We start from the raw sequence: 23,690 nt of genomic DNA, 5'->3' as shown, positions 1-23,690 counted from the left end.
CTGGGGAACAGACGAAAAAAAGGGGGAGAAGGATTGCCCTTCTCCCCCTGTGGGGCAGACCCGCTGTGTATCGCTCAGCCCGATACGAAGCGGGACCATTCCTGCCCCAGATTCTCAGACCGGGATTGCAGTCTGCTGGAGATGGACAGCAGGGCGTTGGCCTCAGTCTCTGTTTCTTCCGCAGAGGAGGACACCTGCCGCAGATCTCCGGCGGCGGTGTTGGCCTGCCCGGCGGTCTGGTTGATTTTGCGGGCAATATCACCGGTGGCGGCAGTCTGTTCCTCCACTGCGGCACTGAGGGTGGCGACAATGCCGTTGACGGTGGAAATCGAGTCGGTGACGCGGCTGATCGAGGTCACCACCGACTGGCTGACGGCCCGCAGGGACTCGATACGCTGGCGGATCGTTTCTGTTGCCCGGGCGGTTTCCCCGGCCAGTGTTTTGACCTCGGTGGCGACGACGGCGAAGCCTTTTCCGGCGTCTCCGGCCCGGGCCGCCTCGATGGTGGCGTTCAGCGACAGCAGGTTGGTCTGGTTGGCGATATCAGTGATCAGGCCGACCACGCCGCCGATTTCCTCGGCGACCCGGGCCAGACCGTCAACCGCACTGATGCTTTCATTGGCCAGACTGACCCCGGACAGGGTCTGCTGATTGGCATCCTGTAAGCGGTGAGAGATTTCCCGGATCGACCGCGACAGCTCTTCTGAGGTATTGGCCAGATCCCCGATCAGGCTGGAGATTTCTTCCACAGCCTGATCGGCGGTGCGGATACCCTCCCCGGACTTCCGGGCAATATCCTGCAACTGTTCCGCTGCCGATTGCACGGCACCGGCATCGTCGATCACCCCTTCCATGCTTTCCATGAACAGGTTGGCCATCTGCTTCTGCCGGGTGACCACTTCCCACGACAGCATGGTGCGGACATAGCGTCCGGCGGCGTTATACACCGGAGAAATCTCCAGATGCATATGCTCCTGCCCGATCATGATGTCGCTGCTGAACGGAAGCCGTGACGGATCCGAGATGATCTTCTGGATGTGGTCGGCGTTGTGGGGATGGAACAGGCGGAGAGGCTGACCTTCCAGCTGGCTGACCGGACAGGGCAGGGCAGACTCCACCAGTTTCATGGTTTTGCGGCACGAGGCATTGAGATAGGTGATGGCGAAGGTCTGGGGGTCGCAGGTCATCAGGCTGATCGGCATGCCTTCGACCATCCCCTGTAGGGTGAAGGCCCGGCCCACGGCATCGCGCAGCGAGGCGGCGGCGCGCATGATGTCCCCGACTTCGTCCCGGCGGGATGATGGCGGGATGTGAACGTCTTCATCGCCCTTGGCCAGACGTTCGAAGCAGTCGCGCAGCTCTCCCAGCGGTCTGGACAGCTGCCGGGAGGCATGCCGCAGAACCACCCATGTCGTCAGGGCGAACAGCCCGACGGTCAGGCCGATGCTGCCGCTGGCGGTCAGATAGGATTGCCGCAGCCGGAGCGTGATTTCGGTAACGAACGCGGAATAGGTATTGCTGAAGACTGTTTCGATACCGTCCAGTGCACCCAGCGCGACACTGCGCTGGGTGGCAATCTGGGGTTTGCGCAGTTTGATCCGGGTCGGATCCTTGTTCATCGCCATCATCATCGCCACGTCCGGCAACTGGGCCATCTGGTCGGTGGTGGTCAGCAGGGCTTTGACGCTGTCCTGTAGCTGTTGGTTCAGGGGCTTCAGGCTGTCGGAAACCTCGGACTGACGGGCGTGCGTTGCAGCAGTCTCCAGAGAGGAACTGATGGTGGCAAGGTCGTTATCAGCCAGCGCCGCTGTGCGCCGCAGATCCAGCTGATCTTCATAGACCAGTGCACCGCTGTCTCCGCTTTCCCGGAATTTCCGGCCCATGGTTCCGGCGTTGTCCACCAGTGTGGTCAGACGCACCACCATGGTATCCATCAGGTAATAGCTGGCCAGTTCCGGATCGAGGATCAGGCCGGAGGCATCTCCCGCCATCCGCAGGGAGGAATCAATGGTGGCCATGGCTGCATCGCCTTTGGCGATATCCGGGGCCGCGATGAAATCTGCCCATGCCTTCGTCATTGCGGCATGTTGCTCTGACAGGCCGAGATCGGCCGCCTGCGAGGCCGCCGAGCCAATCATGGCGGCTGCTTTGGTGAAGCCCTCTTTCAGGTCCTGGGACGGGTCAACGAAGTATCGGTTCAGGATCAGATCGGCTGCGAAAATGTTCCGGATGTAATCGGCGCCGACTAATTCGCGGTCTGCATTGCGGATTGCGACGCCTTCGCTGTGCAGAATCATACCGAGCGCAAACAGCGCCGGGACAACAAAGGCCAGTGCCATCAGCTGAAGCTGTCGCCGCAGGCGCAGATTGGTCAGGAAATCCATGGCAGGGCATCCTCTCTTCTGAGACGGCGGCACTCTCGGGTGCCTTACCGTGGGTGGTTGCTGCGACGCAACCAGCGTGCCAGAAAAGAGGGGTCCCGTATGGTGCAAAACACCTATGCCGTGCCGGGGTAACGCGCAGGTCTATCCCTTGGTGGGGTGTCGGCCTGTCATGCCTGCTGAAGGGACTGGATCTGCCGGTTGGCCAGAACCAGCTTTTCGGCCAGTGTCACCGCCAGCAGCCGGTGGAACAGCAGGGCCAGCCCGCTGTCTGCCTCCTCCAGATGCATCAGATGCTGACGGGACAGGCAGTAGAGGGTGACCGGTGTTTCCACGATCACATCCGCGGTCCGCCGTCCGCCCAGATAATGGGCAATCTCACCGACAATCGCTCCGGCGGTCATGGTTCGCAGCCGTAACGATCGTCCGTCCGGCAGGGCGATCTGCACTTTTACCTGTCCGGCCGCCAGTACATACAGTTCATCGGCGGTTTCTCCGGCCCGGATCAGGGTCTCACCGGGGGTGAGCACCCGGCGGGTCATGGCGGTGACCATGTCCGGCAGCCGGGGATGGTTGCCGATCAGGTCCCGCAGATGCTGCACCATCGGGGCCGGGGTCTGGCTGAGATCACCGTGTTGCCCCAGCAGGATGTTTTCGCTGTATTCCAGAGCGTGGTCCAGATCCGCCATCATCAGGGCCTGTGGCAGGGGCTGTTGCGCAGCCGCGTCCGGGGTGGCGAGCGACAGGCCGGACCGGCGCAGGCTGGCCTGTACGGGCAGGGACAGGTGACTGAAAACCACAAGGAGGCCCAGCCCCCGGGCAAGTCCGCAGATCCGTGAAAAACCGGAGACAGCCGCCGAATCGAGGCCGCTGACATGCCGGAAATCCAGAATCAGGACAGTGCGGGAAGGGCTGTCAGGCGCGGTCAGGTGGGCTTTGACCTCGGTGACGACCTGTTCCACGGTCCCGAAGAACAGGTATCCTTGCAGGCGCAGCACCAGAAGCCGGGTGCCGAGGCTGTTCAGGGCATGGCTGGCGGCGGGGGCCCGGTCAACGCTGCTGCGCAGGGTCCGGCCATCGGCCGTCAGCCGGATCACCGGCTGGCGGGAGTATGTATAGACGAACAGAATCACCGAGATTGCCAGCCCCACCGCCAGCCCGGTCAGAAAGCCGGTGAAGATGGTGGCGGCGAGAATCGCCGGGATGATCATCCAGTCCCGGCGGGGCAGGGTGCGGCGGGAGGCGACCAGCCATTCCAGCAGCAGTTCCAGCCCCAGAAACAGCATCAGCCCGCCAGACAGGAAGGTGGGCATGGCGGCAGCAAGGGAGGAGGCCCAGGCGACACCGGCGAGAATCACGATGGCGGTGGCCACACCGGCACTGCGCCCTGTGGCGCCGATCCGGTCGGCCAGCAGGGTGACACTCAGCCCGACATAGCCGGATGCCCCGCCCAGCCCCCCGGCCAGAAGGTTGGCGATGCCGCTGGTCCGTAGCTCGGCGTTGGTATCGATTTCCTTGCCCTGCGCCAGTTCCAGTCCGCTGAGATTCAGCAGCAGGCCGAGCATGTTCAGGAGCGCTGCGGAGATCATTGCCGGGATCACACTGGCAACCGCTGACCAGTCTGCCCCGCTGATCAGGGTGGTGGGAAGGGGCAGGGAAACCTGCCCGTCGCCGGGGACGGTGGGCAGCCAGGTCCAGTTCCGGGCCTGTTCGGGGGGAATGCCCCACAGCGACAGCAGCCCGTAGAAGGCAACCGCCCCGCCGATCATCAGGCCGGAGGCTGCCAGCGGGTGGCTGGACCGCCGCAGGACAACCACCATCAGCCCCGCGAACAGGGCCGCCGGAATCAGTTTGGCCTGAACCAGTGGATCCCCCAGATGCCGGGCGCTGGCCAGCAGGCCGTGTTCCCCGGTGATCATCATCAGGCCGCCTTCCACCAGCAGCCATCCGGATCCGGCGAGGAAACCGGCAATCACCGGATAGGGGAGAAAGCGGACCAGTGCCCCAAGGCGCAGGCGTCCGAACAGCCAGAACAGCAGTCCGGTCATGGCGGTGGATACCCCCAGAATGGCCAGCACCGTATTGGTGCGGGCTTCGGGGGGCAGGGCTGTCAGGGCAGGCAGCAGCCCGGCGATGGCGGAGGCCAGAATGGCGATGCTGGTTTCCTGCACCAGCGGAATGCCATTGGGGCAGGTGCTGCGCCAGGCCAGAATCAGGGACAGAACCGCAGCGCTGACCAGAATGATGCCGACACCGGTCCCCAGACCGGCGGCAAGGACCCCGGGAAACAGCAGGGTGGCAAAGGCGATCCCGCTGCCGAGGGTATCAACCCCGGCAAACAGCCCAAGCATGGCGGGGGCAAGATAGCGCTTCAATCCATCTCCTTCAGTCACCGGAGGTGCCACATCGGGGGTGCCACATGGCACGGGCAGGCCCGTCAGGCGGGCCTGCGGGCGTACCGGGAACTGTATGGATCGAATTTTATGGATCAACCGGTGGCGATGGTCCCTCGCTGCCGGTTGATGGTCGGTGTCCTCAGGCGGCGCGGGCGACCGGCCGGGGCATGGTTTCCGCCAGCGGAACACGGGCCCGGCTGGCGATGTACCGCCACATCAGGCGGGAAGCGACTGACCCGAGAAGGCCCTGCGGATTCAGGCCGCAGGCTTTCAGGACCATATGGGTGGCCCGGGTGACGTGCATCGGCTGATACAGCCGGTAGGCCCGGGTGCCATAGGCGGCGGTCGATGAAGCCCGGTCATACACCGCCTGCGCCGGGGCGTTGGCGGCAAACCAGGCATAGGCCAGCTCGTCATCCTCGCTTTCGCGGATCCGGCCGAGGGCAACAAAAAGCCGTTTCCACGCCGGAATGTTCTCCCGCTTCAGATAGGCCTGCATTGTTGTGTAGAACAGCTTGAAGTGCCGGAACTCATCCCCGGCGATCCGGTGGCAGATATCGCGCAGCACCGGCTCGGTGGTGGCATCCCGCAGGGCGGAATAGAAGGAACTGGTCCCGGTTTCAACGATACAGCGGGCGATCAGCTCGCCGGTCAGGGAGCCGCGGAGGCTGCCGTCGCCGGTCTGGGGGATCTTGTAGCCGTCGGTGAAGCGGCGGCAGGCGGCCTGATAATCGAAGCTGGCATCGGCCAGTTCGGCCCAGTGGCCGAGAACATCACCGTGCTGCTCCTCTTCGACCTGCCAGCGGTCGGTCTCGGCCTGAAACTGCGGATCATCATGGAAGACCGCGCGCAGATGGCGGGTGTAATCGGCGGCGTTGCGTTCAACCATTGCCGCCGCTTTGACCACAGCCAGAATATCGGGATCGACCCGGCTCGGATCAAACTGATCCCAGGCGATGTCCTCCAGCGTCCATCCCATTCCCGGTGCCCCCTTCATGACTGGCGCAAATGACAGGCCATATGTAAAAGGCTCAATGAAAAAGGCAAGCGGTTGATGCTGTTACCGGCGGGCGTGAAACGAAAAATTGTCTTAGGACCGCTGTCGGCATTGCGCCCGGCGCGGGCCTCGGGGATAATCGGAGCCGCGATTGTGAGGAACCGCGTATCAGATGAATGACACTGTGGACGGCCTTGCCCCTGACGAACAGGCTGCCTTCAGCGAATGGCAGCAGAAAGTGGCGGGCGCCAACATCAGCCAGAGCACGCTGCTGGCAACGGATTATCTGAACCATTTCAACGAGATCGTCATGCTCCTTGAACTGGTGGCGGATATGCCTGACATGCTGGAGGAGTGTAAGGCCTGGGCGCCGAAGTCCTATCAGGATCACTTCCGCGACAGCACATTCCGCGACAAGGATCTGGCCGTGGAGGCCTATAATCACGTACCGGTCCGGTTCCGCCGTCCGTTTGAGGACACCGTGGAGCAAATGAACGGGCTGGTATTTCAGGCGTTGGAACGTCTGGAGGATGCGGTGTCGCTGGACGATCCCGAGATGGTCAGGATCCGGGCGCATGCGGCGTCCCGTGGGATCCAGCGGCTGATTGATGTCGCCAGCTCGATCATTCATGGCTCTGATAAGGCGATGGATCAGGCACAGATTGACGAAATCCTGAGCCTGTGACCGACCGGCCCGGCGGCTGACTCCCTGAAACGCCGAAGGCTTTCTATCCGGGTCCCTGACTGATGGGACATCCCCCCTTACTGATGACGGATTGCAGAGATGACGACCCCCCACGACCACTCCCACTACCATATTGTTCTGGTCGGCTGCGGCAAGATGGGACAGGCGATGCTGAACGGCTGGCTGGCACAGGGGGTGGATCCTGCCCGGGTGCTGGTGGTTGATCCCTTTGCCAAGGGGCTTCCGGCTGGCGTGCAGACCCTGACCGAAGCCTCCGCGATTCCGGCGGGGGCGACGGCGGATGTGGTGGTGGTGGCCGTCAAGCCGCAGGTTCTGGCTGATGCCATCGCCCCCTACCGTCAGTTCGCCGCCTCGGGGGCGGTGTTCCTGTCGGTGGCGGCCGGGAAAACCATCGCCGGGTTCCATGCCCTGCTGGGGGCGGAGGCCAAGATTGTCCGGGCGATGCCGAACACTCCGGCGGCGGTCGGGCGGGGGATGACCGTCCTGTGTGCCGGGGCCGGGGTCAGCGAAGCGGAAAAGACCCGTTGCCAGACGCTGGCGCAGGCGGTCGGGATGGCCGCCTGGCTGGAGGATGAAACGCTGATGGATGCGGTGACGGCGATTTCCGGATCCGGTCCCGCCTATATTTTCCACCTGACCGAAGCGCTGGAGCAGGCGGCGCGGGCGCTGGGCCTGCCGGAAGAGCTGTCGGCGGTTCTGGCCCGCCAGACCGTGGCCGGTGCCGGGGAGCTGCTGGCGCAGGCCAGCGAAAGCCCGGAGCAGCTGCGCAAAAATGTCACCAGTCCGGGTGGAACCACCGCTGCCGCGCTGGAGGTGCTGATGAATCCGGAGACCGGACTGCCGTCGCTGATGGTTCGGGCGACCGCTGCGGCCGAACGGCGCGGACGGGAACTGGCCTGAGGCCGGGGGCAGGAGAACGGGCATGTATTCCAAAACCACGCACGACATCACCGTGACGGTGGAGCCGCACTATCTTGATCAGCAGTCCCGGCCGGATGAGAACCATTACGTCTGGGCCTACAGCATCGAGATCATCAACGGCGGGGCGCAGGAGGTTCAGCTTCTGAACCGCCACTGGACCATCACCGATGGCCGTGGGCAGGTGCAGGAGGTGCAGGGGCCGGGGGTGGTCGGTGAGCAGCCGGTGTTGACCCCGGGAGACAGCTTTACCTACACGTCCGGTTGCCCGTTGCCGACGCCGTCCGGCATTATGGTTGGCCGGTATGAGATGCAGGGGCCCGACGGACAGCGGTTCTGGATTGATGTTCCGGCCTTTTCCCTCGATAGCCCGTATCAGGGTGTGGTCCTGAACTGATCTTTGTGGCAGGCCGCATTCTTGCTCTGGTAATCCGGGGCGTGGCGGCCTAAATACCCTATGGTTTTACTCGGCCTCCTCTCAGGTCCGGACGATGGTCCGGCGGGATCGGGCCGGATTGGTGTAAGGAGAGTTCCGTGGAAGCCCCTGTTCCCGGCAGCCTGCCGACTGACGAAACCCGTCCCAGCCGTGCCGAAGCCGAGGCGGCGGTGCGGACCCTGCTGCGCTGGGCAGGGGATGATCCGACCCGCGAAGGCCTGCTCGATACCCCGGCCCGGGTGGCGCGGGCGTTCGAGGAATGGTTTGTCGGATATGGCAATGATCCGGAAGCGATGCTCCGCCGCACCTTTGAAGAGGTCGAGGGCTATGACGAGATGGTGGTCCTGAAGGACATCCATTTCGAGAGCTATTGCGAACACCATATGGCCCCGATCATCGGCAAGGCGCATGTCGCCTATCTGCCGAATCACCGGGTGGTCGGGATTTCCAAACTGGCCCGCGTGGTGGATCTCTACGCCAAGCGTTTGCAGATTCAGGAAAAGATGACCTCCCAGATCGCCAACGCGATTCAGGGTGTTCTGGAGCCAAAGGGCGTCGCCGTGGTGATCGAGGCGGTTCATCAGTGCATGACCACCCGGGGCGTTCATAAGACCGGCGTCAGCATGGTGACCAGCCGGATGCTGGGGGCCTTCCGCGACGATCCGATCACCCGGCGGGAATTTCTGTCGATTATCGGCAATCCCCGCTGAAGCGGTGTTTTCCGGACGCGGTGTTTTCCGAACGGTTGAAAGGCCAGTCCATCCGGGCTGGCCTTTTTTGTTGCTTCCGGCAGCCCTCACAAACGAACACCCCCGCCGGAGGGGGCGGGGGTGTTGTCGTGCGATCCGGGAGGACCGTGATCCTGACCGGCGGATGCTTTACCGGGTCGGGATCGGCTTTTCGCCGGAGTAGTCATAGAAGCCGCGGCCGGTCTTGCGGCCCAGCCAGCCAGCTTCTACGTACTTCACCAGCAGCGGGCAGGGGCGGTACTTGGTGTCGGCCAGACCGTCGTGCAGCACGTGCATAATCGCCAGACAGGTGTCCAGACCGATAAAGTCGGCCAGTTCCAGCGGGCCCATCGGATGGTTGGCACCCAGACGCATGGCGGTGTCGATGGAATCGACCGAACCGACGCCTTCATACAGCGTGTAAACGGCTTCGTTGATCATCGGCAGCAGGATGCGGTTGACGATGAAGGCCGGGAAATCTTCCGCCGAGGTCGGGGTCTTCCCCAGACGTTCGGTCATTTCGCGGATCTGGCGGAAGGTATCCTCATCGGTTGCAATGCCACGGATCAGCTCCACCAGCTGCATCACCGGCACCGGGTTCATGAAGTGCATGCCCATGAACCGGCCCGGACGGTCGGTGGCAGCCCCCAGACGGGTGATGGAGATGGAGGAGGTGTTGGAACAGAGAATCGCTTCCGGCTTCAGCGACGGGCAGATCTTGGCGAAAATCTGCTTCTTGACCGCTTCGTCTTCGGTGGCGGCTTCGATCACCACGTCGGCATCGGCAAAGTTCAGGTCGGTGGCGGTGGTGATCCGGCCGAGGGTGGCGGCGATCTCCGCCTCCGGGATCATGCCCTTTTTGGCCTGACGCTCCAGATTCTTGCGGATCAGCCCCAACGCCTTATCAAGCTGGGCCTGGCTGATATCGGACAGACGCACGTTGTATCCGGCCAGCGCCGCGACATGTGCGATGCCGTTCCCCATCTGGCCAGCGCCGACAACGCCGATATTCTGGATCATTGGGTGTTCCCCCGTCAGAGTCTGCCAGCCGGTGATTGTTCTGGCCGCACCGGATGGCATGGATAAAAGATCAACGGCGCCGGAGCGTTGCTCCGGCGCCGCGGCACCTGTATTTACAGGGCCTTTTCGAGATCAGGCAGGGCCTGGAAGAGGTCGGCGACCAGACCGTAATCGGCGACCTGGAAGATCGGGGCCTCTTCATCCTTGTTGATGGCGACGATGACCTTGGAGTCCTTCATCCCCGCCAGATGCTGGATCGCCCCGGAGATCCCGACGGCGACGTACAGTTCCGGCGCCACGATCTTCCCGGTCTGGCCGACCTGATAGTCGTTCGGCACGAACCCGGCGTCCACCGCCGCGCGCGAGGCACCGACCGCCGCGCCCAGCTTGTCCGCCACCGCTTCGATCAGCGCGAAGTTCTCGCCCGAGCCCATGCCACGGCCGCCGGAGACGATCACCCGCGCCGCCGTCAGTTCCGGACGTTCGGACTTCGACAGCTCTTCGCCGAGGAACACGCTCTGCCCGGCATCCGCCGCGCCCGACACCGCTTCCACCGCCGCAGATCCGCCTTCAGCGGCAACGGCATCAAAACCGGTGGTGCGCACGGTGACAACCTTCAGGGCATCGGCGCTCTGCACCGTCGCCAGCGCATTCCCGGCATAGATCGGGCGCACGAAAGTATCGGCCGACACCACGCCGCAGATGTCCGACAGCATCGCCACGTCCTTCAGGGCGGCGACGCGCGGCAGGAAGTTCTTCCCCGAGGTGGTCGCCGGGGCCAGAATGTGGCTGTAGCCGCCGGCCAGCGACACCACCAGATCGGCCAGCGGCTCCGCCAGCGCGTGCTGATAGGCCGGGGCATCCGCCACCAGAACCTTCGCCACACCGGCCACCCTGGCAGCGGCTTCCGCCACCGCGCCGCAGCCCGCACCGGCGACGAGAACGTGGATGTCCCCGCCAATGGCGGCAGCCGCCGCCACGGTGTTCAGCGTCGCGCCCTTCAGATGGGCGTTGTCATGTTCGGCAATGACCAGAATGCTCATCGTCAGATCACCTTCGCTTCGGTCTTCAGCTTGTTCACCAGTTCGGCCACGTCGGCCACCTTCACGCCGGCCTGACGCTTCGCCGGTTCGCTGACCTTCAGGGTCTTCAGGCGCGGGGCGATATCAACCCCCAGATCCGCCGGGCTCAGCGCCTCGATCGGCTTCTTCTTCGCCTTCATGATGTTGGGCAGCGACGCATAGCGCGGGGTGTTCAGGCGCAGGTCAACCGAAACAACGGTCGGCAGCGACACTTCGATGGTCTGAAGACCGCCGTCGATTTCGCGCATCACCTTGGCCTTGCCGCCGCCCAGCTCCACCTTCGACGCGAAGGTCGCCTGCGACCAGCCCATCAGCGCCGACAGCATCTGGCCGGTCTGGTTGCTGTCGTCATCAATCGCCTGCTTGCCGACCAGAACCAGATCCGGCTTTTCGCGGTCCACCAGCGCCTTCAGCGCCTTCGCAACGCCCAGCGGCTGCACCTCTTCATCCGTCTGGACGTGGATGCCACGGTCGGCCCCCATCGCCAGTGCCGTGCGGATCGTTTCCTGCGCACCCGCAGCCCCAAGGGAAACCACGACAATCTCCGTCGCCGTCCCGGCTTCCTTCAGGCGAACCGCTTCTTCAACCGCGATTTCGTCGAACGGATTCATCGACATCTTGACGTTCGCCGTCTCGACACCGCTCTCGTCGGCCTTCACGCGGATCTTCACGTTGTAGTCAACGACCCGCTTCACTGCTACCAGGACTTTCATCGGTATTTCCTAGTTCCGTTTCCCAGTTTACCCCGTCCGCCCGGCCCCGGTCTGACCCGGATCAGGAGGACACTTTGCAGGCATCGCAGACGGATGCTTATTGCATCGCAAAATAGACCGTCCGGGGAGGCAAGTCAAACCGGAACCCGGCGGGGGTTGGTATAATGAAAAATTATATCACTGGAGTCTGTTCAGCTCCGGTTGGCCCCGGGAACCCACAGCACATCCCCGGCACCGTTGCCGTTGGTGACCCGGGCCAGCACAAACAGATGGTCCGACAGCCGGTTGGCATAGATCAGGGTCTGCGGGTTGATGGTCTCGTGATCGGCAAGGTCGGAGATCAGCCGCTCGGCCCGGCGGACCACAGTGCGGGCATGGTGCAGGTGGGCTGACAGGGCGCTGCCACCGGGCAGGATGAAGGATTTCAGCGGATCCAGTCCGGCGTTCATGGCATCAATTTCGGCCTCAAGCCGCTCCACCTGTGCGGCGGTGACGCGCAGGGCCCATTCCGGGGCTCCTTCCTCGGGGACGCAGAGATCGCCGCCCAGATCGAACAGGTCGTTCTGAATCCGCGACAGCATGGCATCAACGTCAGGAGTCTGGCCGTTCTGGCTGTGCAGGCGGGCGATGCCGATCACGGAGTTGGCTTCATCAACGGTGCCGTAAGCTTCAACGCGGCGGTCGGTCTTGGCAACGCGGGTACCGTTCCCGAGAGAGGTTTTGCCCTTGTCGCCGCCACGGGTGTAGATGCGGGTCAGCTGAACCATAGAAACATCCGTTCGGAAGTGGGTGAAAAAAGACTCGAAGGAGCCTACCGTAATGGCATCGGATCACCTATAACCTTCGCACTCTCCGTGCAGGGAGTCGGGCTGTGTCCGTGCCCGGGGCCGCAGGCGTGATCGGCCCGCCCTGATTTCCGCCAGCCCCTGATTCCCGCCAGACCGAGGACGCATCCGGTGCCACGTCTGTACATCACCCTCTCAGCCTATCTCGTCCGGCATTTCCTGCTGGCCCTGCTGGGGACATTGCTGGTGATTACGGCGCTGATCGTGCTGATGGATTTCATCGAGCTGTTGCGCCGGTCGGCGGGGAAGGAAGGGGTCGAGGCCCTGTTCCTGCTGAAACTGTCGCTGATGAAACTGCCGACGCTGATCCAGCAGGTGATGCCCTTTGCCGTTCTGATCGGCGCAATGATCGCCATGTGGCGCCTGACCCGCAGCCACGAGCTGGTGGTGATCCGGGCCGCCGGGGTGTCGGTGTGGCAGTTCCTTGCCCCGGCCCTTGTGCTGGTGGCGGTGCTGGGGGTGGTGAATGTCACCGTGGTCAACCCGCTGGCAGCGCTGCTGTACAAGCGGTATGAGCAGGTCGAGGACGGTATGACGCTGGCCCGGCAGGGCACCTTCAACCTGTCTGAAGGGGGGCTGTGGCTGCGGGAACCCCGCGCCGACGGCGGGCAGACCGTGGTACACGCCGCCAATGTCCGGCAGGATGGCCTTGATCTCTATCTGCGCGATCTTACCTTCATCTACGTTGATGGCCGGGAACGCTTCCTGAAGCGGATTGATGCCCGGCTGGGGCGGCTGGAAGGGTCGCAGTTTGACCTGACCGATGCCTGGGTGATGGAGCCCGGACAGGTTGGGGTTCATCATGACGCGCTGGTGTTGCCGACAACGCTGACGCTGGGGCGGGTGCAGGAAAACTTTGCCAGCCCGGAGACGCTGTCGTTCTGGCAGTTGCCGGGATTTATCGCGTTTTTTGAGTCGGCCGGATTCTCGGCGCAGCGGCACAGCCTGTATTTCCACAGCCTGATCGCCTCGCCGGTTCTGCTGTGTGCGATGGTGATTGTTGCCGCCGTTTTCTCTGTCCGTCCCAACCAGCGGTCTGGCGGCGGGTTTGGCCGGGTTCTCGGGGCGGTCGGCAGTGGCTTCCTGCTGTATTTCTTTTCCAAACTGTCCCTGGCGCTGGGGCAGTCCTCCACCGTCCCGGTCTGGCTGTCGGCATGGACGCCGACGCTGGTGACCCTGTTGCTGGGAACGGCGACCCTGCTGCATCTGGAAGATGGCTGAGCACAACAACATGACTTCCCCCATCCGCAACGCACCGGAGTCCGCCGGTGTTCCGGTGCCTGCCCCGTTCCGGCAGGCGCTTCTGTTTGTGGCGGCCGTGACGGCCTGGCGGCTGGTGCTGCTGTTTACCGATGGCATCAATCTGTCGTTTGACGAAGCCCAGTACTGGCACTGGGCTCAGACCCCGGCCCTTGGGTATTTCTCCAAGCCGCCGCTGATTGCGTGGATGATCTGGCTGACCACCGCCATCGGCGGCAATGGGGAAGGATGGGTCCGTCTGGGGGCGACGCTGTCGCATGCGGCGACGGCACTGGTGCTGTTTGCACTGGCAAAGGCCCTGTTCCGGACCCGTGACGATGCTGACCGCATCGGCCTGTGGTCGGCGCTGATCTGGATCACCCTGCCGGCGGTATCGGTGTCGGCGATGATCATTTCCACCGATGCGCCGCTACTGCTGTGCTGGGCGGTGGCGCTTCTGGCGCTGGTCCGGGCGCTGGAGCCGGAGGGGACGGCCTGGCGCTGGTGGGGGCTGTTGGGTGTCGCCATCGGCATTGGCCTGCTGGCCAAGTATGCCATGGTCTTTTTTGTGGTGTCCCTGCTGCTGTTCCTGCTGGTGTCTCCGGCGGACCGGGGGCGGTTGCGCCAGCCCGGCCTGTGGCTGGCGCTGGCGGTCGGGGGGCTGGTGTACAGCCCCAATCTGCTGTGGAACCTGCTCAACGGGATGGCCAGCTATCGCCATACCGGCGAAAACGCCAACCTGAAATCGCATCTGTTCAACCCGGCGGAGCTGGGGGAGTTTCTGCTTAGCCAGTTCGGGGTGTTCGGTCCGCTGCTGTTTGTGGTGCTGGCGCTGCTGCTGACAGTGGCCCTGCGGCGGACATGGCTGGTCCGGCGCTATCGGCTGCTGATCTGCTTTGTCGCCCCGGTTCTGCTGGCGATCACGGTGCAGTCGTTTCTGTCCCGGGCCAATGCCAACTGGGCGGCCACCGCCTTTGTGGCGGCGGTGCCCTTGGTCACAGCGTGGCTGATGGAGCGCAACCGCTGGCGCTGGGTGTTGCCGGTGTCGGCCAGTCTGCATCTGCTGGCGGCGGTGGCGCTGTATAATCCGGCCCCGCTGCTGTCCCTCGCCGGGATGCCGATGACCGCCAAGCTGGATCTCCAGAAACGCCTGCGCGGCTGGAATATCGCCGGAGACTGGGCCCGCGAGCTGGCGGTGAAAAACCCGGATCTGGTGCCGTTGTTTGATGACCGGAAGACAATGGCCACCCTGCTGTATTATGGCCGCCCGCTGATGATGCCGGGCCGGATGTGGAATCCGGAAGGCAAGCGCCAGAACCATTATGAACTCTCGGCCTCTCTGCCCGCCGATCCCGGCGGCAACTACCTGCTGCTGACCCGGGGGGAAGCCGGATGGGCGGCCCCGTATTTTGAGCGGGTGGAAACGGTCGGAATCCTGCGTCTGCCGATCTATTCCGATTATACGCTGGAGCTGCACGCCTACCGGCTGACCGGCTTCAAAGGCTATGCCGCCGGGGGTGCCCGATGACCCTGCTGCGCTGGCTCGACACGGTGATCGCAGGGGCCGGAGCCCACCTGCGGCGGCACTGGACGGTGTGGCTGCTGGCGACCCTCCTGCTGTTCCTGACGCTGCCGGGATTGGACCTGACCATCAGCGGCTGGTTCTTCTTGCCGGATCAGGGATGGTACCTTGGCAAGGCCCCGTTTGCGGAGTTCATCCGCAAGGGGATGCCGACCGTCCTGTTCGGCATCGTGCTGTTCATCGTGGTGCTGTGGGGGGCCGGGCGGATCTATAAACAGGTCTACTTCGGGGTTACCGGCCGGATCGTCAGCTATCTTCTGGCCTCTCTCGCCGTCGGGCCGGGGCTGCTGGCCAATGTGCTGTTCAAGGAAAACTGGGGCCGGGCCCGGCCCAGCCAGATCACCCAGTTCGGTGGGGATGCTTTTTATACCCCGCCTTTTCTGGTGACCAACCAGTGTGACAGCAACTGTTCCTTCGTCTCCGGGCACGGTGCTCTCGGCTTCTGGGTGACCGCCTTTGCCTTTCTGCTGCCGGTGGCATGGCGCTCCGCCGGGCTGGTGGCGGCCCTGTGCTTCGGGGTGACGGTCGGGGTTGTCCGCATCGTGCAGGGCGGGCACTTCTTTTCAGATGTGCTGTATTCCGGTGTGCTGGTGGTCACGGTCAACTGGATCTTCGCCCGCTGGATGCTGCAACGGCAGGATTGACCTGCCGTCGGGTCCCACAGGGCGGTCCGTCTCCCTTACAGATACCGGCCCATCGCCGTCCGCAGGTCATCCGGCAGTGGCAGGCTGCGCCCGGCGGCGACATCCGTCCACACCATCACGGAGTCGGCGGTGGCAAAACAGACATCGTCCATGAACAGGCCCTGTCCGATCCGGCAGGAGCTGGTCCCCAGCTTCAGCACCCGGGTGCCGATCATCACCTCGCCGGGGTAATGGGCCTGCGCCCGGAAGTCGATCAGCAGGCGGACGATGGTCCAGCCGATGCCGGTTCCGGCGGTTGACCCGGGGCTGGTGGCCTCGGCAAAGTCCACCCGCCCGGTTTCGCAATACACCGCAAAGGCGACGTTGTTGACGTGGCCGAGGCGGTCAAGATCCTGAAAGCGGACGTGATCGCGGGTCCAGTAGGAATAGGCGCTGCGGTCGGTCAGGGAAAGGGTCAGGCTGTCGGTCGGCTCAGGGGCAGGATGGGACATGCGGGGACTCCGTCGCGGGTTCTCCGACGGTGTACCGGATCGGGGCAAGGGCTTCAAGGAACTGCCGGGCCACTTCGTCCCAGCCGAAGCGCAGGGCGTGGGCACGGCAGTCCGCCGGGTCCAGGGTCAGGGCGGTCAGGGCCGCCTGTTTCAGGTCGGTGTCGAGGATCCCGGCGGTTCCGGCGGCATCGAGCAGCACATCCTGCGGCCCGGTCACCGGGAAGGCTGCCACCGGCACGCCACAGGCCAGCGCCTCCAGCATCACCAGCCCAAAGGTGTCGGTCCGGGATGGAAAGACGAAGACATCCCCGGCATTGAAGCACAGGCGCAGTTCCTCATCCCCCTCGGCGATATGGAACAGCGCCTGCGGATAGGCCTTCTTCAGGGCCTCCCGCTGCGGGCCGGAGCCGACCACCACCTTGCTGCCGGGCAGGTCCAGATCAAGGAAGGCGGTCAGGTTCTTATCGACGGTGACCCGCCCGACATACAGGAAAATCGGGCGGGGCAGATCGAAGAGGTTTTTCCGGTCCGGGCGGAAAACCGTGGTGTCGACGCCATGGGCCCAATGCCGGACCCGCTCAAATCCCCGGGCGGTCAGCTCGTGGAAGACATTCTGCGACGGGGCAAGGACCACCTGCGACGGGGCATGGAACCGCCGGACCGCCGCATACAGCCAGTCCAGCGGCAGGCCGGTCCGGGCCTGCACGTATTCAGGAAACTTGGAGTGATAGGCGGTGGTGAACGGGATCTGCCGCTTCAGGCACCACGCCCGGGCCGCCCAACCGAGAGGCCCTTCCGTCGCGATATGGATGGCATCCGGGCGGAGGGAAGACAGCAGGTGCGCCACCCGCCGACCGGGGAAAACCGCCAGACGGATTTCGCTGTAGGTCGGCAGCGGAACGGTGTGGAACTGGCCCGGCTCGATCACGGTGATCCGGTGGCCCACTGCCTCCAGTTCCCGCTTCAGGCTGCTGAGAACCCGGACCACGCCGTTGGGCTGCGGGAACCATGCATCGGTGACCAGAACAATGTGACGGGCGGACATGGCAGGCTCCCGGAAGGGCAGAGGCTGCCTCTGTCTATCGGGGCTCCCCGGGGGGAAATCCAGTGAACCTCCTGTGACGTCCGTCCGGCCCGGGTTGCTCTTTCCGCATTCCGTTTGCCGGGGAAACCCCGTATGACACCGGTCAGTGTCTGTATGCCTGTCCGGGAGAAACCCCCATGTCCACCGTCACGATCTATCACAATCCCCGCTGTTCCAAGTCGCGGGAAACGCTGGCTCTGCTGGAAAGCCGGGGCGTGACCCCGGTGGTGGTGGAGTATTTGCAGACCCCGCCGACGGTGTCCGAGCTGACCCGGATCGTCGCCCTGTTGGGCGGAGAGGCCCGCGTGCTGGTTCGCCCTAAGGAGGCGAAGGAGGAGGGGATTCTGCTGGAAGCGCTGGACGAGGCCGGGTTGATTGCGGCGCTGGCGGCGCATCCGCGGGCGATTGAACGGCCGATTGTGGTGACGGAGACTGCGGCCCGGCTGGGGCGGCCGCCGGAAGCGGTGCTGGAGATCCTCTAACCGGTCTCATCATGATCTGAAACAAAAAACAGGGGCTACCTACGGTGCCCCTGTTTTTGTTTCGTACGGCCCCGCGAAGGCTTACAGCCCCGGTGCGCCCAGTGTGTTCCCGGTGCCATTCTCCCGCAGGGTTCCCGGGCTATAGCTGCCGGTGGCGACGGTATCGAGAAGGGTCAGCATTTCCGAGACATCAAACGGCTTGCAGATGTAATCATCGATTCCGGCACTGCGGGCCCGTTCAATGTCCCGGGCCATCGCCCCGGCGCTGACGGCAACGATCGGGGTGTCCCGCATCTGAAGATCCGTCCGCAGCTGCCGGGCGATTTTCAGGCCGTCGATGTCCGGCAGGTTCATATCCAGCAGGATCAGGTCCGGGTTCTCGCTCAGGGCCATCGACAGACCGGTTTTCCCGTTTTCGGCCATCACCAGCGTCACGTTCGGGCGCAGGTCCATCACATCCCGCATCAGGTCGCGGTTGGCCGGATTATCTTCCACATACAGCACCCGCAGCGGCGGATGCGACAGGGTGCCGTCCTGCGGCTGGGACCGCTGGCTGTCCAGATCCTTCGGCTTGGGCAGCGGGCTGCTGACCGGAAGATCAAACCAGAAGGTGCTGCCTTCCCCGACCGTGCTTTCGACCCCGATCGCCCCGTTCATGTGTTCCACCAGCTGGCGGGTCACGGTCAGCCCGATGCCGGTGCCTTCAATGGCGGTCCGGTCCGCCCCGATCCGGTTGAAGGGTTCAAACACCTTGCGCAGCATATCCTGCGGGATCCCGATGCCGGTATCGCAGACCAGAATCCGTTGCAGGCCGGGGGTGGGGGAAACCCCGAAGCCGATCCGGACTGATCCGCCATGACGGTTGTACTTGATGGCGTTGGAGCCGAGATTGAGCAGGATCTGCTTCAGGCGGGACCGGTCCCCCATCACATGCAGGGGGCCGTCATGGTCTTCAATGGTGACGGTGATATCCTGCCCGGCAGCCAGCGGATCGAGCATATCCGAGCATTCCTTGACCAGATCGACGATGTCGACACTCTCGATCGACAGTTCAATCCGTCCGGCTTCGATGCGGGCCAGATCAAGGATCTCATTGATCAGCCGCAGCAGGTGATCCCCGGCATCCAGAATATGCTGGACATAGCTTTTCTGTGTCTGGGTCAGGCCCTGACCGGGGGCGGCCCGCAGCAGCTGGGCGAAGCCGAGAATGGCGTTCATCGGCGTCCGCAGCTCATGACTCATGTTCGCAAGGAAATGAGATTTGGCGGCGTTGGCGCGTTCGGCTTCCGACCGGGCTTCGTCCAGTCTGGCTTCAACAATCTTGCGCTGGGTGACATCGCGGCCGGTGCCGCGGTAGCCGATGAACTGCCCGGTGATGTCAAACACCGGCTTGCCGTCCATCCGGGCAAAAATCATGCGGCCATCGTTGCCGCGCAGGGTCATGTCATAGCGGACCAGCGGGGAGCGCTGTTCCATCATGTGCTGCAACACATCCCAGCCATCGCTGATGTCGGCAATGATGGTACCGGTCAGCAAATCACCCACGGTCCGGCCGATAATCTGGTGGCGGGACAGGCCGCTGACGCCGAAGAAGCGGTCAGACACCAGCGTGAAGCGCCCGTGTTCATCGGTTTCCCAGAACCAGTCCGAAGACACTTCCGCCAGATCGCGGAACCGTTCCTCACTCTGCCGCAGGGCTTCTTCGATGGCACGGCGCTCGGCGATTTCCTGATTAAGGTGAGCGGTGCGCTCCTCCACCCGGATTTCCAGAACGTCATTGGCTTTGCGCAGGTCATCCTCGGCCTGACGGCGGGCCCGCAGCTCGGTTTCCACCGAGCGAAGCAGGCCGTTGAACGCCTTGACCAGAAAGCCGATCTCGTCCTTGTCGTGGCCCCGGGGCACCGGAAGATCTTTGACCAGCGTCCCTTCATCCTCGGCGGCCTGAAGCCGGGATACGATGGTGGTGATCGGGCGGGTGGTGGTGCGCAGATAGATCAGGGCCAGCACCCCGGCCAGCACCACGGTTTCGATCAGCACGCTCAGCAGGTTAAGGGCAACACGCTCCAGAAACGGGCCGGAGGTGCGGACCGCTGAGATCTCCACTTCCAGAAAGCCGATGGTTTCCTGCCGTCCGCCGGGCTGGGTCTTGGTCAGCTCCCGCCGCTGAACAACAGGCTGGCCGAACAGAAAGGCGACCGGAGTCGCCTCGATCTGTTCCCCGACATGAATCCCGGCCAGCCGGTCCCCGAGGTCGCTGATGATCCGGGCGGAAATGATCGGCCCGTCCGCAACCAGCCCGCGCACGACATCCCCGGCGAGATCTGAATCCAGCGTATAGGCGGCCTGTACGGCGGCATAATGAAAGGCATCCAGCATGCGGTTGGCGGAGGCCATGGTGGAATCGACATGCTGGGAATAGTCCCGGGCCACCTGTACGGCCGACAGCAGCAGCCCAAGCCCCAGGGCGATCACCAACGTATAGCGCAGTTGCCGAAGCGTCAGTCGATCAGTCAGCCGGACCCGCATGCGGGAGTTCCCCCAAGACGATAATGAAGCCAGATCCCGTTTTGTCCGCGCCGCCCTGTTGTGTCCCTCTATAGAGACAGCAGGCAGACGCCGGCGGAGCATAAGTGGAAAGGGCTTCAGGGTACAGGCCGATTAGAGTACGCGCTCCATGGATCTAAAAACAGACCCTTTCTTAACGGGTATCCGGTCCTTCCGGTGTGAGGGATCCTGATGATTTGCCTTTGCTGTCACAAATATAACCTCATTGGATTATCGGCGAAGAAAAGGCTGTAAGCTGGCTGTCCGACAGCATACGCTGATCAGGTCCCTGTCGGCAGAGTCAGTGTGCAGGCAGGGCGGGAGGGCCTGAGGCATGAGACACGCCTGTGGCAGAATAAGCGGGGCTGCCCGGACACCGGGGCTGCCCCGATGGCTGCGACCCCTGACAGGCACGCTGTGTCTGTCAATGCGGGGCAGGCGGATGCTGACTGTGGCGGGTGTGCTCGGTGTGCTCGCCGGTGGCTGGCCGGTTCCGGCGCAGGCCGACGAAATCAGCCGGAAACCACTGGTCCTTGGCTCCATCGACTGGCCACCCTATACCCGGGCGTCCCTTCCGGGGGAGGGGCGCTCCTCGGCCATTGTCCGCGAGGCGTTCGATGCGGTCGGGATTGAGGTGGTCTTCGACTACATGCCGTGGGTTCGCATGACGGCCCTGATCCGGGCCCGGCGGATTGATGGCGGCCTGTCTTTCTATGCCTCTGAGGACCGCGAGTCCTGGTGTCACTTCTCTCCCGCCTATGACAGCAGTGATCTGGTGCTGGCGGAACGGGCCAGCACTCCGCTGTCATGGGTGACGCTGGCTGATCTGGCGGCTTACCGGCTGGGAACGGTCCGGGATTACGTCAATACTCCCGACTTTGATGATCTGGTCCACCGGGGCATCCTACAGACCGAAGAGGTTGTCAGCGATATCATCAATCTGCGGAAACTGGTGTCCTCCCGTATCGACGGCGCGCTCATTGATGCGGCCGTTTTTCAGTATCTGATGGAGGTTGAACCGGAACTGAAGGCGCGGTCGGCAGGCCTGCGCCTTAACCCGACACCCCTCGACCGCAAGCCGCTGTACATCTGTTTCCAGAAGACAGAAAAGGGGCAGGCCCTGCGGGACCTGTTTGCTGAAGGCCTGCGTCTGGTCCGCTCCCGCCCGGGGCGGGGGCCGGATGACCCGGTTCCCGGGCGGCCGAACACCGCGCAATCCTCCGATGGACAGCGCTGAGGCGGGGTTTCCCCCTTCCGTGATCTCAGGCGATCCCCTATAAGATGGGGCCATGCAGGCAGATCCTCTCCATATCCTGAAAAGCGTCTTCGGCTACGATTCCTTTCGTGGTCTTCAGGAAGAGGTCATCCACCATGTGGTTGCCGGGGGGGATGCGCTGGTCCTGATGCCGACCGGCGGCGGGAAATCCCTGTGCTATCAGGTTCCGGCCCTGTGCCGCCCCGGTGTGGCGGTGGTGGTCAGCCCGTTGATCGCCCTGATGCAGGATCAGGTGGAGACCCTCCGCCAGCTTGGGGTCAAGGCGGCGGCGCTGAACTCGACCCTTTCTTTCGCCGAGACGATCGAGATCAGCCGTCAGATGCGGGCGGGAGAGCTGGATCTGGTCTATGTGGCGCCGGAGCGGTTGCTGCAACCGGCCTTTCTGGATCAGCTGGCCCGTTGCTCCCTGTCGTTGTTTGCGATTGATGAAGCCCATTGCGTGTCGCAGTGGGGCCATGATTTCCGGCCGGAATATCTCCAGATTGCGGCGGTGGCGGAGCGGTTTCCCGGGGTGCCGCGCATTGCCCTGACCGCGACAGCGGATGGCCCGACCCAGCGCGAGATTGTCGAACGCCTTCACCTGACCGAGGGGCGGGAGTTTGTCGCCGGGTTTGACCGCCCCAATATCCGCTATCGGGTGGGACTGAAGGCGACCCCGAAGCAGCAGCTCCTGCGGTTCATTCAGGAAGAGCACCGGGGCGATGCCGGGGTCATCTACTGCCAGTCGCGGGCCAAGGTTGAGGATACGGCCACCTGGCTGCGCGAGCAGGGGGTGGAGGCTCTGGCCTACCATGCCGGCCTCGACAAGACCGTCCGGGCCGCCAATCAGGATAAGTTCCTGCGCGAAGATGGGCTGGTGATGGTGGCGACCATTGCTTTCGGCATGGGGATTGATAAACCCGATGTCCGGTTTGTCGCCCACCTTGATCTGCCGAAATCGCTGGAAGCCTATTATCAGGAAACCGGGCGTGCCGGGCGCGATGGTCTGCCATCTCAGGCGTGGATGGTCTATGGCGTGCAGGATGTGGCGCGGGTGCGCCAGATGATCGAAGCCTCCGAGGCCTCTGACGACAAGAAGGCGATTGAGCGGCACAAGCTGAATGCCCTGCTGGGCTTCTGTGAAACCGCGCGGTGTCGCCGTCAGGTTCTGCTGGAGTATTTCGGGGACTCCTGCGCCCCCTGCGGCAACTGCGACACCTGTCTGGAGCCGGTTGAAACCTTCGACGGGACGCAGGCGGCGCAGATGGCGCTGTCAGCCATTTACCGGACCGGGCAGAGGTATGGATCGCAGCATGTGATTGATGTCCTGCGCGGGCAGACGACCGAACGGGTGCGGTCGCTGGGGCATCACCGCTTGCCGACCTTCGGGGTTGGCAGTGACTGGTCAGAAGCTGACTGGAAGTCGATGCTCCGGCAGCTGGTGGCTTTGGGGCATGTGCTGGTCGATATTGATGGCCATGGTGGCCTGTTCCTTGGCCCGGATGTCCGCCCGGTTCTGCGGGGGGAAGCCAAGGTCGCGTTCCGGAAAGATCCGTCTGCCAAGGCAAAGCGCAGCCGCGATAGTCAACGACCGACGCTGAATGCAGATGATGATGCGTTGTTTCAGGCCTTGCGTGCCTGCCGGATGGATCTGGCGCGGGCACAGGGTGTGCCGCCCTATGTCATTTTCCACGACACCACTCTGTTGGAACTGGCAGTCCGGCGACCGGATACGCTGGAGGCGATGGCGACAGTGCCCGGCATCGGCCGGGGGAAGCTGGACCGGTACGGTCAGGCCTTTCTGGATGTGGTGCTGTCAGCCGGATCGGTGGCGGCGGAATAATCGGATAAAGCTCAGGGCGCTGCGTTTGCAGCGCCTTTTATCTTTCTGGTCTGACCCTGCGTGGCGTGGGGGGGTGCCGATGCCGAAGAACCGGGGTCCTCAGAAAAGAGTCATTTTCTTGAAAATAGTGTTTGACGGTTCTGTGTTGGGGACCTATAAAGCGCCTCCCGACGACGCGGGCCGCAGCGAGTAGCTGGTGGGGAGCGTCGTTGGAAGTCACCTTGGTGGCGCCGCTGTTAGACAAGTGAAGAGAGGGAAGGGATACGTGGGTATCTGGCCGGACGAATGGCTGGAACCTGAGTAT

At 63.6% G+C, this 23,690-nt stretch carries 20 protein-coding genes; 10 read left to right on the top strand and 10 right to left on the bottom strand.

Annotated features, from left to right (window positions below; translation table 11 throughout):
• Nucleotides 1–74: 74 nt before the first annotated feature.
• From FHS48_RS05170 to FHS48_RS05160, 3 genes are all read right to left on the bottom strand, one after another.
• Nucleotides 75–2,384, bottom strand: a complete 2,310-nt coding sequence (locus FHS48_RS05170; RefSeq protein WP_184262090.1) for a methyl-accepting chemotaxis protein — start codon at nt 2,382–2,384, stop codon at nt 75–77.
• Between the two features lie 167 nt (nt 2,385–2,551).
• Nucleotides 2,552–4,756, bottom strand: a complete 2,205-nt coding sequence (locus FHS48_RS05165) for a SulP family inorganic anion transporter (protein ID WP_184262088.1) — start codon at nt 4,754–4,756, stop codon at nt 2,552–2,554.
• 160 nt (nt 4,757–4,916) lie between these two features.
• Complete coding sequence (locus FHS48_RS05160) at nt 4,917–5,756, bottom strand: ferritin-like domain-containing protein (protein WP_184262086.1); 840 nt, start codon at nt 5,754–5,756, stop codon at nt 4,917–4,919.
• Between the two features lie 190 nt (nt 5,757–5,946).
• Here FHS48_RS05160 and FHS48_RS05155 point away from each other — a divergent pair, with 190 nt between their 5' ends.
• From FHS48_RS05155 to folE, 4 genes are all read left to right on the top strand, one after another.
• Nucleotides 5,947–6,459 (top strand): hypothetical protein, encoded by a 513-nt coding sequence (locus tag FHS48_RS05155; RefSeq protein WP_184262084.1) that lies wholly within the window; start codon nt 5,947–5,949, stop codon nt 6,457–6,459.
• Between the two features lie 99 nt (nt 6,460–6,558).
• The gene (gene proC, locus FHS48_RS05150) at nt 6,559–7,380 is read left to right on the top strand and encodes a pyrroline-5-carboxylate reductase (RefSeq protein ID WP_184262083.1); all 822 of its coding nucleotides are present in this window, start codon (nt 6,559–6,561) and stop codon (nt 7,378–7,380) included.
• 22 nt (nt 7,381–7,402) lie between these two features.
• Nucleotides 7,403–7,795: a Co2+/Mg2+ efflux protein ApaG gene (apaG, locus tag FHS48_RS05145; RefSeq protein WP_184262081.1), complete on the top strand. Its 393-nt coding sequence runs from the start codon at nt 7,403–7,405 to the stop codon at nt 7,793–7,795.
• A 137-nt stretch (nt 7,796–7,932) separates the two neighbouring features.
• Nucleotides 7,933–8,544: a GTP cyclohydrolase I FolE gene (gene folE, locus FHS48_RS05140; RefSeq protein WP_184262079.1), complete on the top strand. Its 612-nt coding sequence runs from the start codon at nt 7,933–7,935 to the stop codon at nt 8,542–8,544.
• 168 nt (nt 8,545–8,712) lie between these two features.
• Here folE and FHS48_RS05135 read toward each other — a convergent pair whose 3' ends face one another.
• The 4 genes from FHS48_RS05135 to FHS48_RS05120 all read right to left on the bottom strand — a co-directional run bounded on the left by FHS48_RS05135 (nt 8,713) and on the right by FHS48_RS05120 (nt 12,144).
• Nucleotides 8,713–9,582, bottom strand: coding sequence for a 3-hydroxybutyryl-CoA dehydrogenase (locus FHS48_RS05135; RefSeq protein WP_184262077.1), 870 nt, complete (start codon nt 9,580–9,582; stop codon nt 8,713–8,715).
• A gap of 113 nt (nt 9,583–9,695) precedes the next feature.
• Nucleotides 9,696–10,625: an electron transfer flavoprotein subunit alpha/FixB family protein gene (locus tag FHS48_RS05130; protein ID WP_184262075.1), complete on the bottom strand. Its 930-nt coding sequence runs from the start codon at nt 10,623–10,625 to the stop codon at nt 9,696–9,698.
• Nucleotides 10,626–10,627: 2 nt separating this feature from the next.
• Nucleotides 10,628–11,377 (bottom strand): electron transfer flavoprotein subunit beta/FixA family protein, encoded by a 750-nt coding sequence (locus FHS48_RS05125; RefSeq protein ID WP_184262073.1) that lies wholly within the window; start codon nt 11,375–11,377, stop codon nt 10,628–10,630.
• Nucleotides 11,378–11,568: 191 nt separating this feature from the next.
• On the bottom strand, nt 11,569–12,144 hold the full coding sequence (locus tag FHS48_RS05120) for a cob(I)yrinic acid a,c-diamide adenosyltransferase (RefSeq protein ID WP_184262071.1): 576 nt from the start codon (nt 12,142–12,144) through the stop codon (nt 11,569–11,571).
• Between the two features lie 189 nt (nt 12,145–12,333).
• Here FHS48_RS05120 and lptG point away from each other — a divergent pair, with 189 nt between their 5' ends.
• Genes lptG through FHS48_RS05105 form a run of 3 tightly spaced genes read left to right on the top strand, consistent with a single transcriptional unit; the run spans nt 12,334 to nt 15,687 of the window.
• Nucleotides 12,334–13,443, top strand: a complete 1,110-nt coding sequence (gene lptG, locus FHS48_RS05115) for an LPS export ABC transporter permease LptG (protein ID WP_184262069.1) — start codon at nt 12,334–12,336, stop codon at nt 13,441–13,443.
• Between the two features lie 10 nt (nt 13,444–13,453).
• Nucleotides 13,454–14,989 (top strand): ArnT family glycosyltransferase, encoded by a 1,536-nt coding sequence (locus tag FHS48_RS05110; RefSeq protein ID WP_184262067.1) that lies wholly within the window; start codon nt 13,454–13,456, stop codon nt 14,987–14,989.
• Nucleotides 14,986–15,687 carry a phosphatase PAP2 family protein gene (locus tag FHS48_RS05105; protein ID WP_184262065.1) on the top strand — a complete coding sequence of 234 codons (702 nt, stop codon included), beginning with the start codon at nt 14,986–14,988 and terminating at the stop codon, nt 15,685–15,687. The genes FHS48_RS05110 and FHS48_RS05105 overlap by 4 nt, the downstream gene beginning before the upstream one ends.
• A gap of 35 nt (nt 15,688–15,722) precedes the next feature.
• Here FHS48_RS05105 and FHS48_RS05100 read toward each other — a convergent pair whose 3' ends face one another.
• Together FHS48_RS05100 and FHS48_RS05095 are read right to left on the bottom strand one after the other, a co-directional pair.
• Nucleotides 15,723–16,178: an acyl-CoA thioesterase gene (locus tag FHS48_RS05100; protein ID WP_184262063.1), complete on the bottom strand. Its 456-nt coding sequence runs from the start codon at nt 16,176–16,178 to the stop codon at nt 15,723–15,725.
• Nucleotides 16,159–17,223 (bottom strand): glycosyltransferase family 4 protein, encoded by a 1,065-nt coding sequence (locus FHS48_RS05095; protein WP_184262061.1) that lies wholly within the window; start codon nt 17,221–17,223, stop codon nt 16,159–16,161. Before FHS48_RS05095 ends, FHS48_RS05100 begins: the two co-directional genes overlap by 20 nt.
• Nucleotides 17,224–17,399: 176 nt before the next feature.
• On the opposite strand from FHS48_RS05095, the gene arsC reads away from it, so the two are divergent.
• Complete coding sequence (gene arsC / locus FHS48_RS05090; protein WP_184262059.1) at nt 17,400–17,744, top strand: arsenate reductase (glutaredoxin); 345 nt, start codon at nt 17,400–17,402, stop codon at nt 17,742–17,744.
• An 81-nt stretch (nt 17,745–17,825) separates the two neighbouring features.
• On the opposite strand, the gene FHS48_RS05085 is transcribed toward arsC, so the two are convergent.
• Nucleotides 17,826–20,270: a hybrid sensor histidine kinase/response regulator gene (locus tag FHS48_RS05085; RefSeq protein ID WP_184262057.1), complete on the bottom strand. Its 2,445-nt coding sequence runs from the start codon at nt 20,268–20,270 to the stop codon at nt 17,826–17,828.
• Between the two features lie 460 nt (nt 20,271–20,730).
• On the opposite strand from FHS48_RS05085, the gene FHS48_RS05080 reads away from it, so the two are divergent.
• Together FHS48_RS05080 and recQ are read left to right on the top strand one after the other, a co-directional pair.
• Nucleotides 20,731–21,525 carry a substrate-binding periplasmic protein gene (locus FHS48_RS05080; RefSeq protein WP_184262055.1) on the top strand — a complete coding sequence of 265 codons (795 nt, stop codon included), beginning with the start codon at nt 20,731–20,733 and terminating at the stop codon, nt 21,523–21,525.
• Nucleotides 21,526–21,577: 52 nt separating this feature from the next.
• Complete coding sequence (recQ, locus tag FHS48_RS05075) at nt 21,578–23,386, top strand: DNA helicase RecQ (RefSeq protein WP_184262053.1); 1,809 nt, start codon at nt 21,578–21,580, stop codon at nt 23,384–23,386.
• Nucleotides 23,387–23,690 lie beyond the last annotated feature (304 nt).

The organism is Novispirillum itersonii, assembly GCF_014205675.1.
GTDB lineage: Bacteria > Pseudomonadota > Alphaproteobacteria > Rhodospirillales > Rhodospirillaceae > Novispirillum > Novispirillum itersonii_A.
The sequence above is the reverse complement of the archived record's forward strand: the minus strand, read 5'-3'. Positions and strand labels throughout refer to the sequence as shown.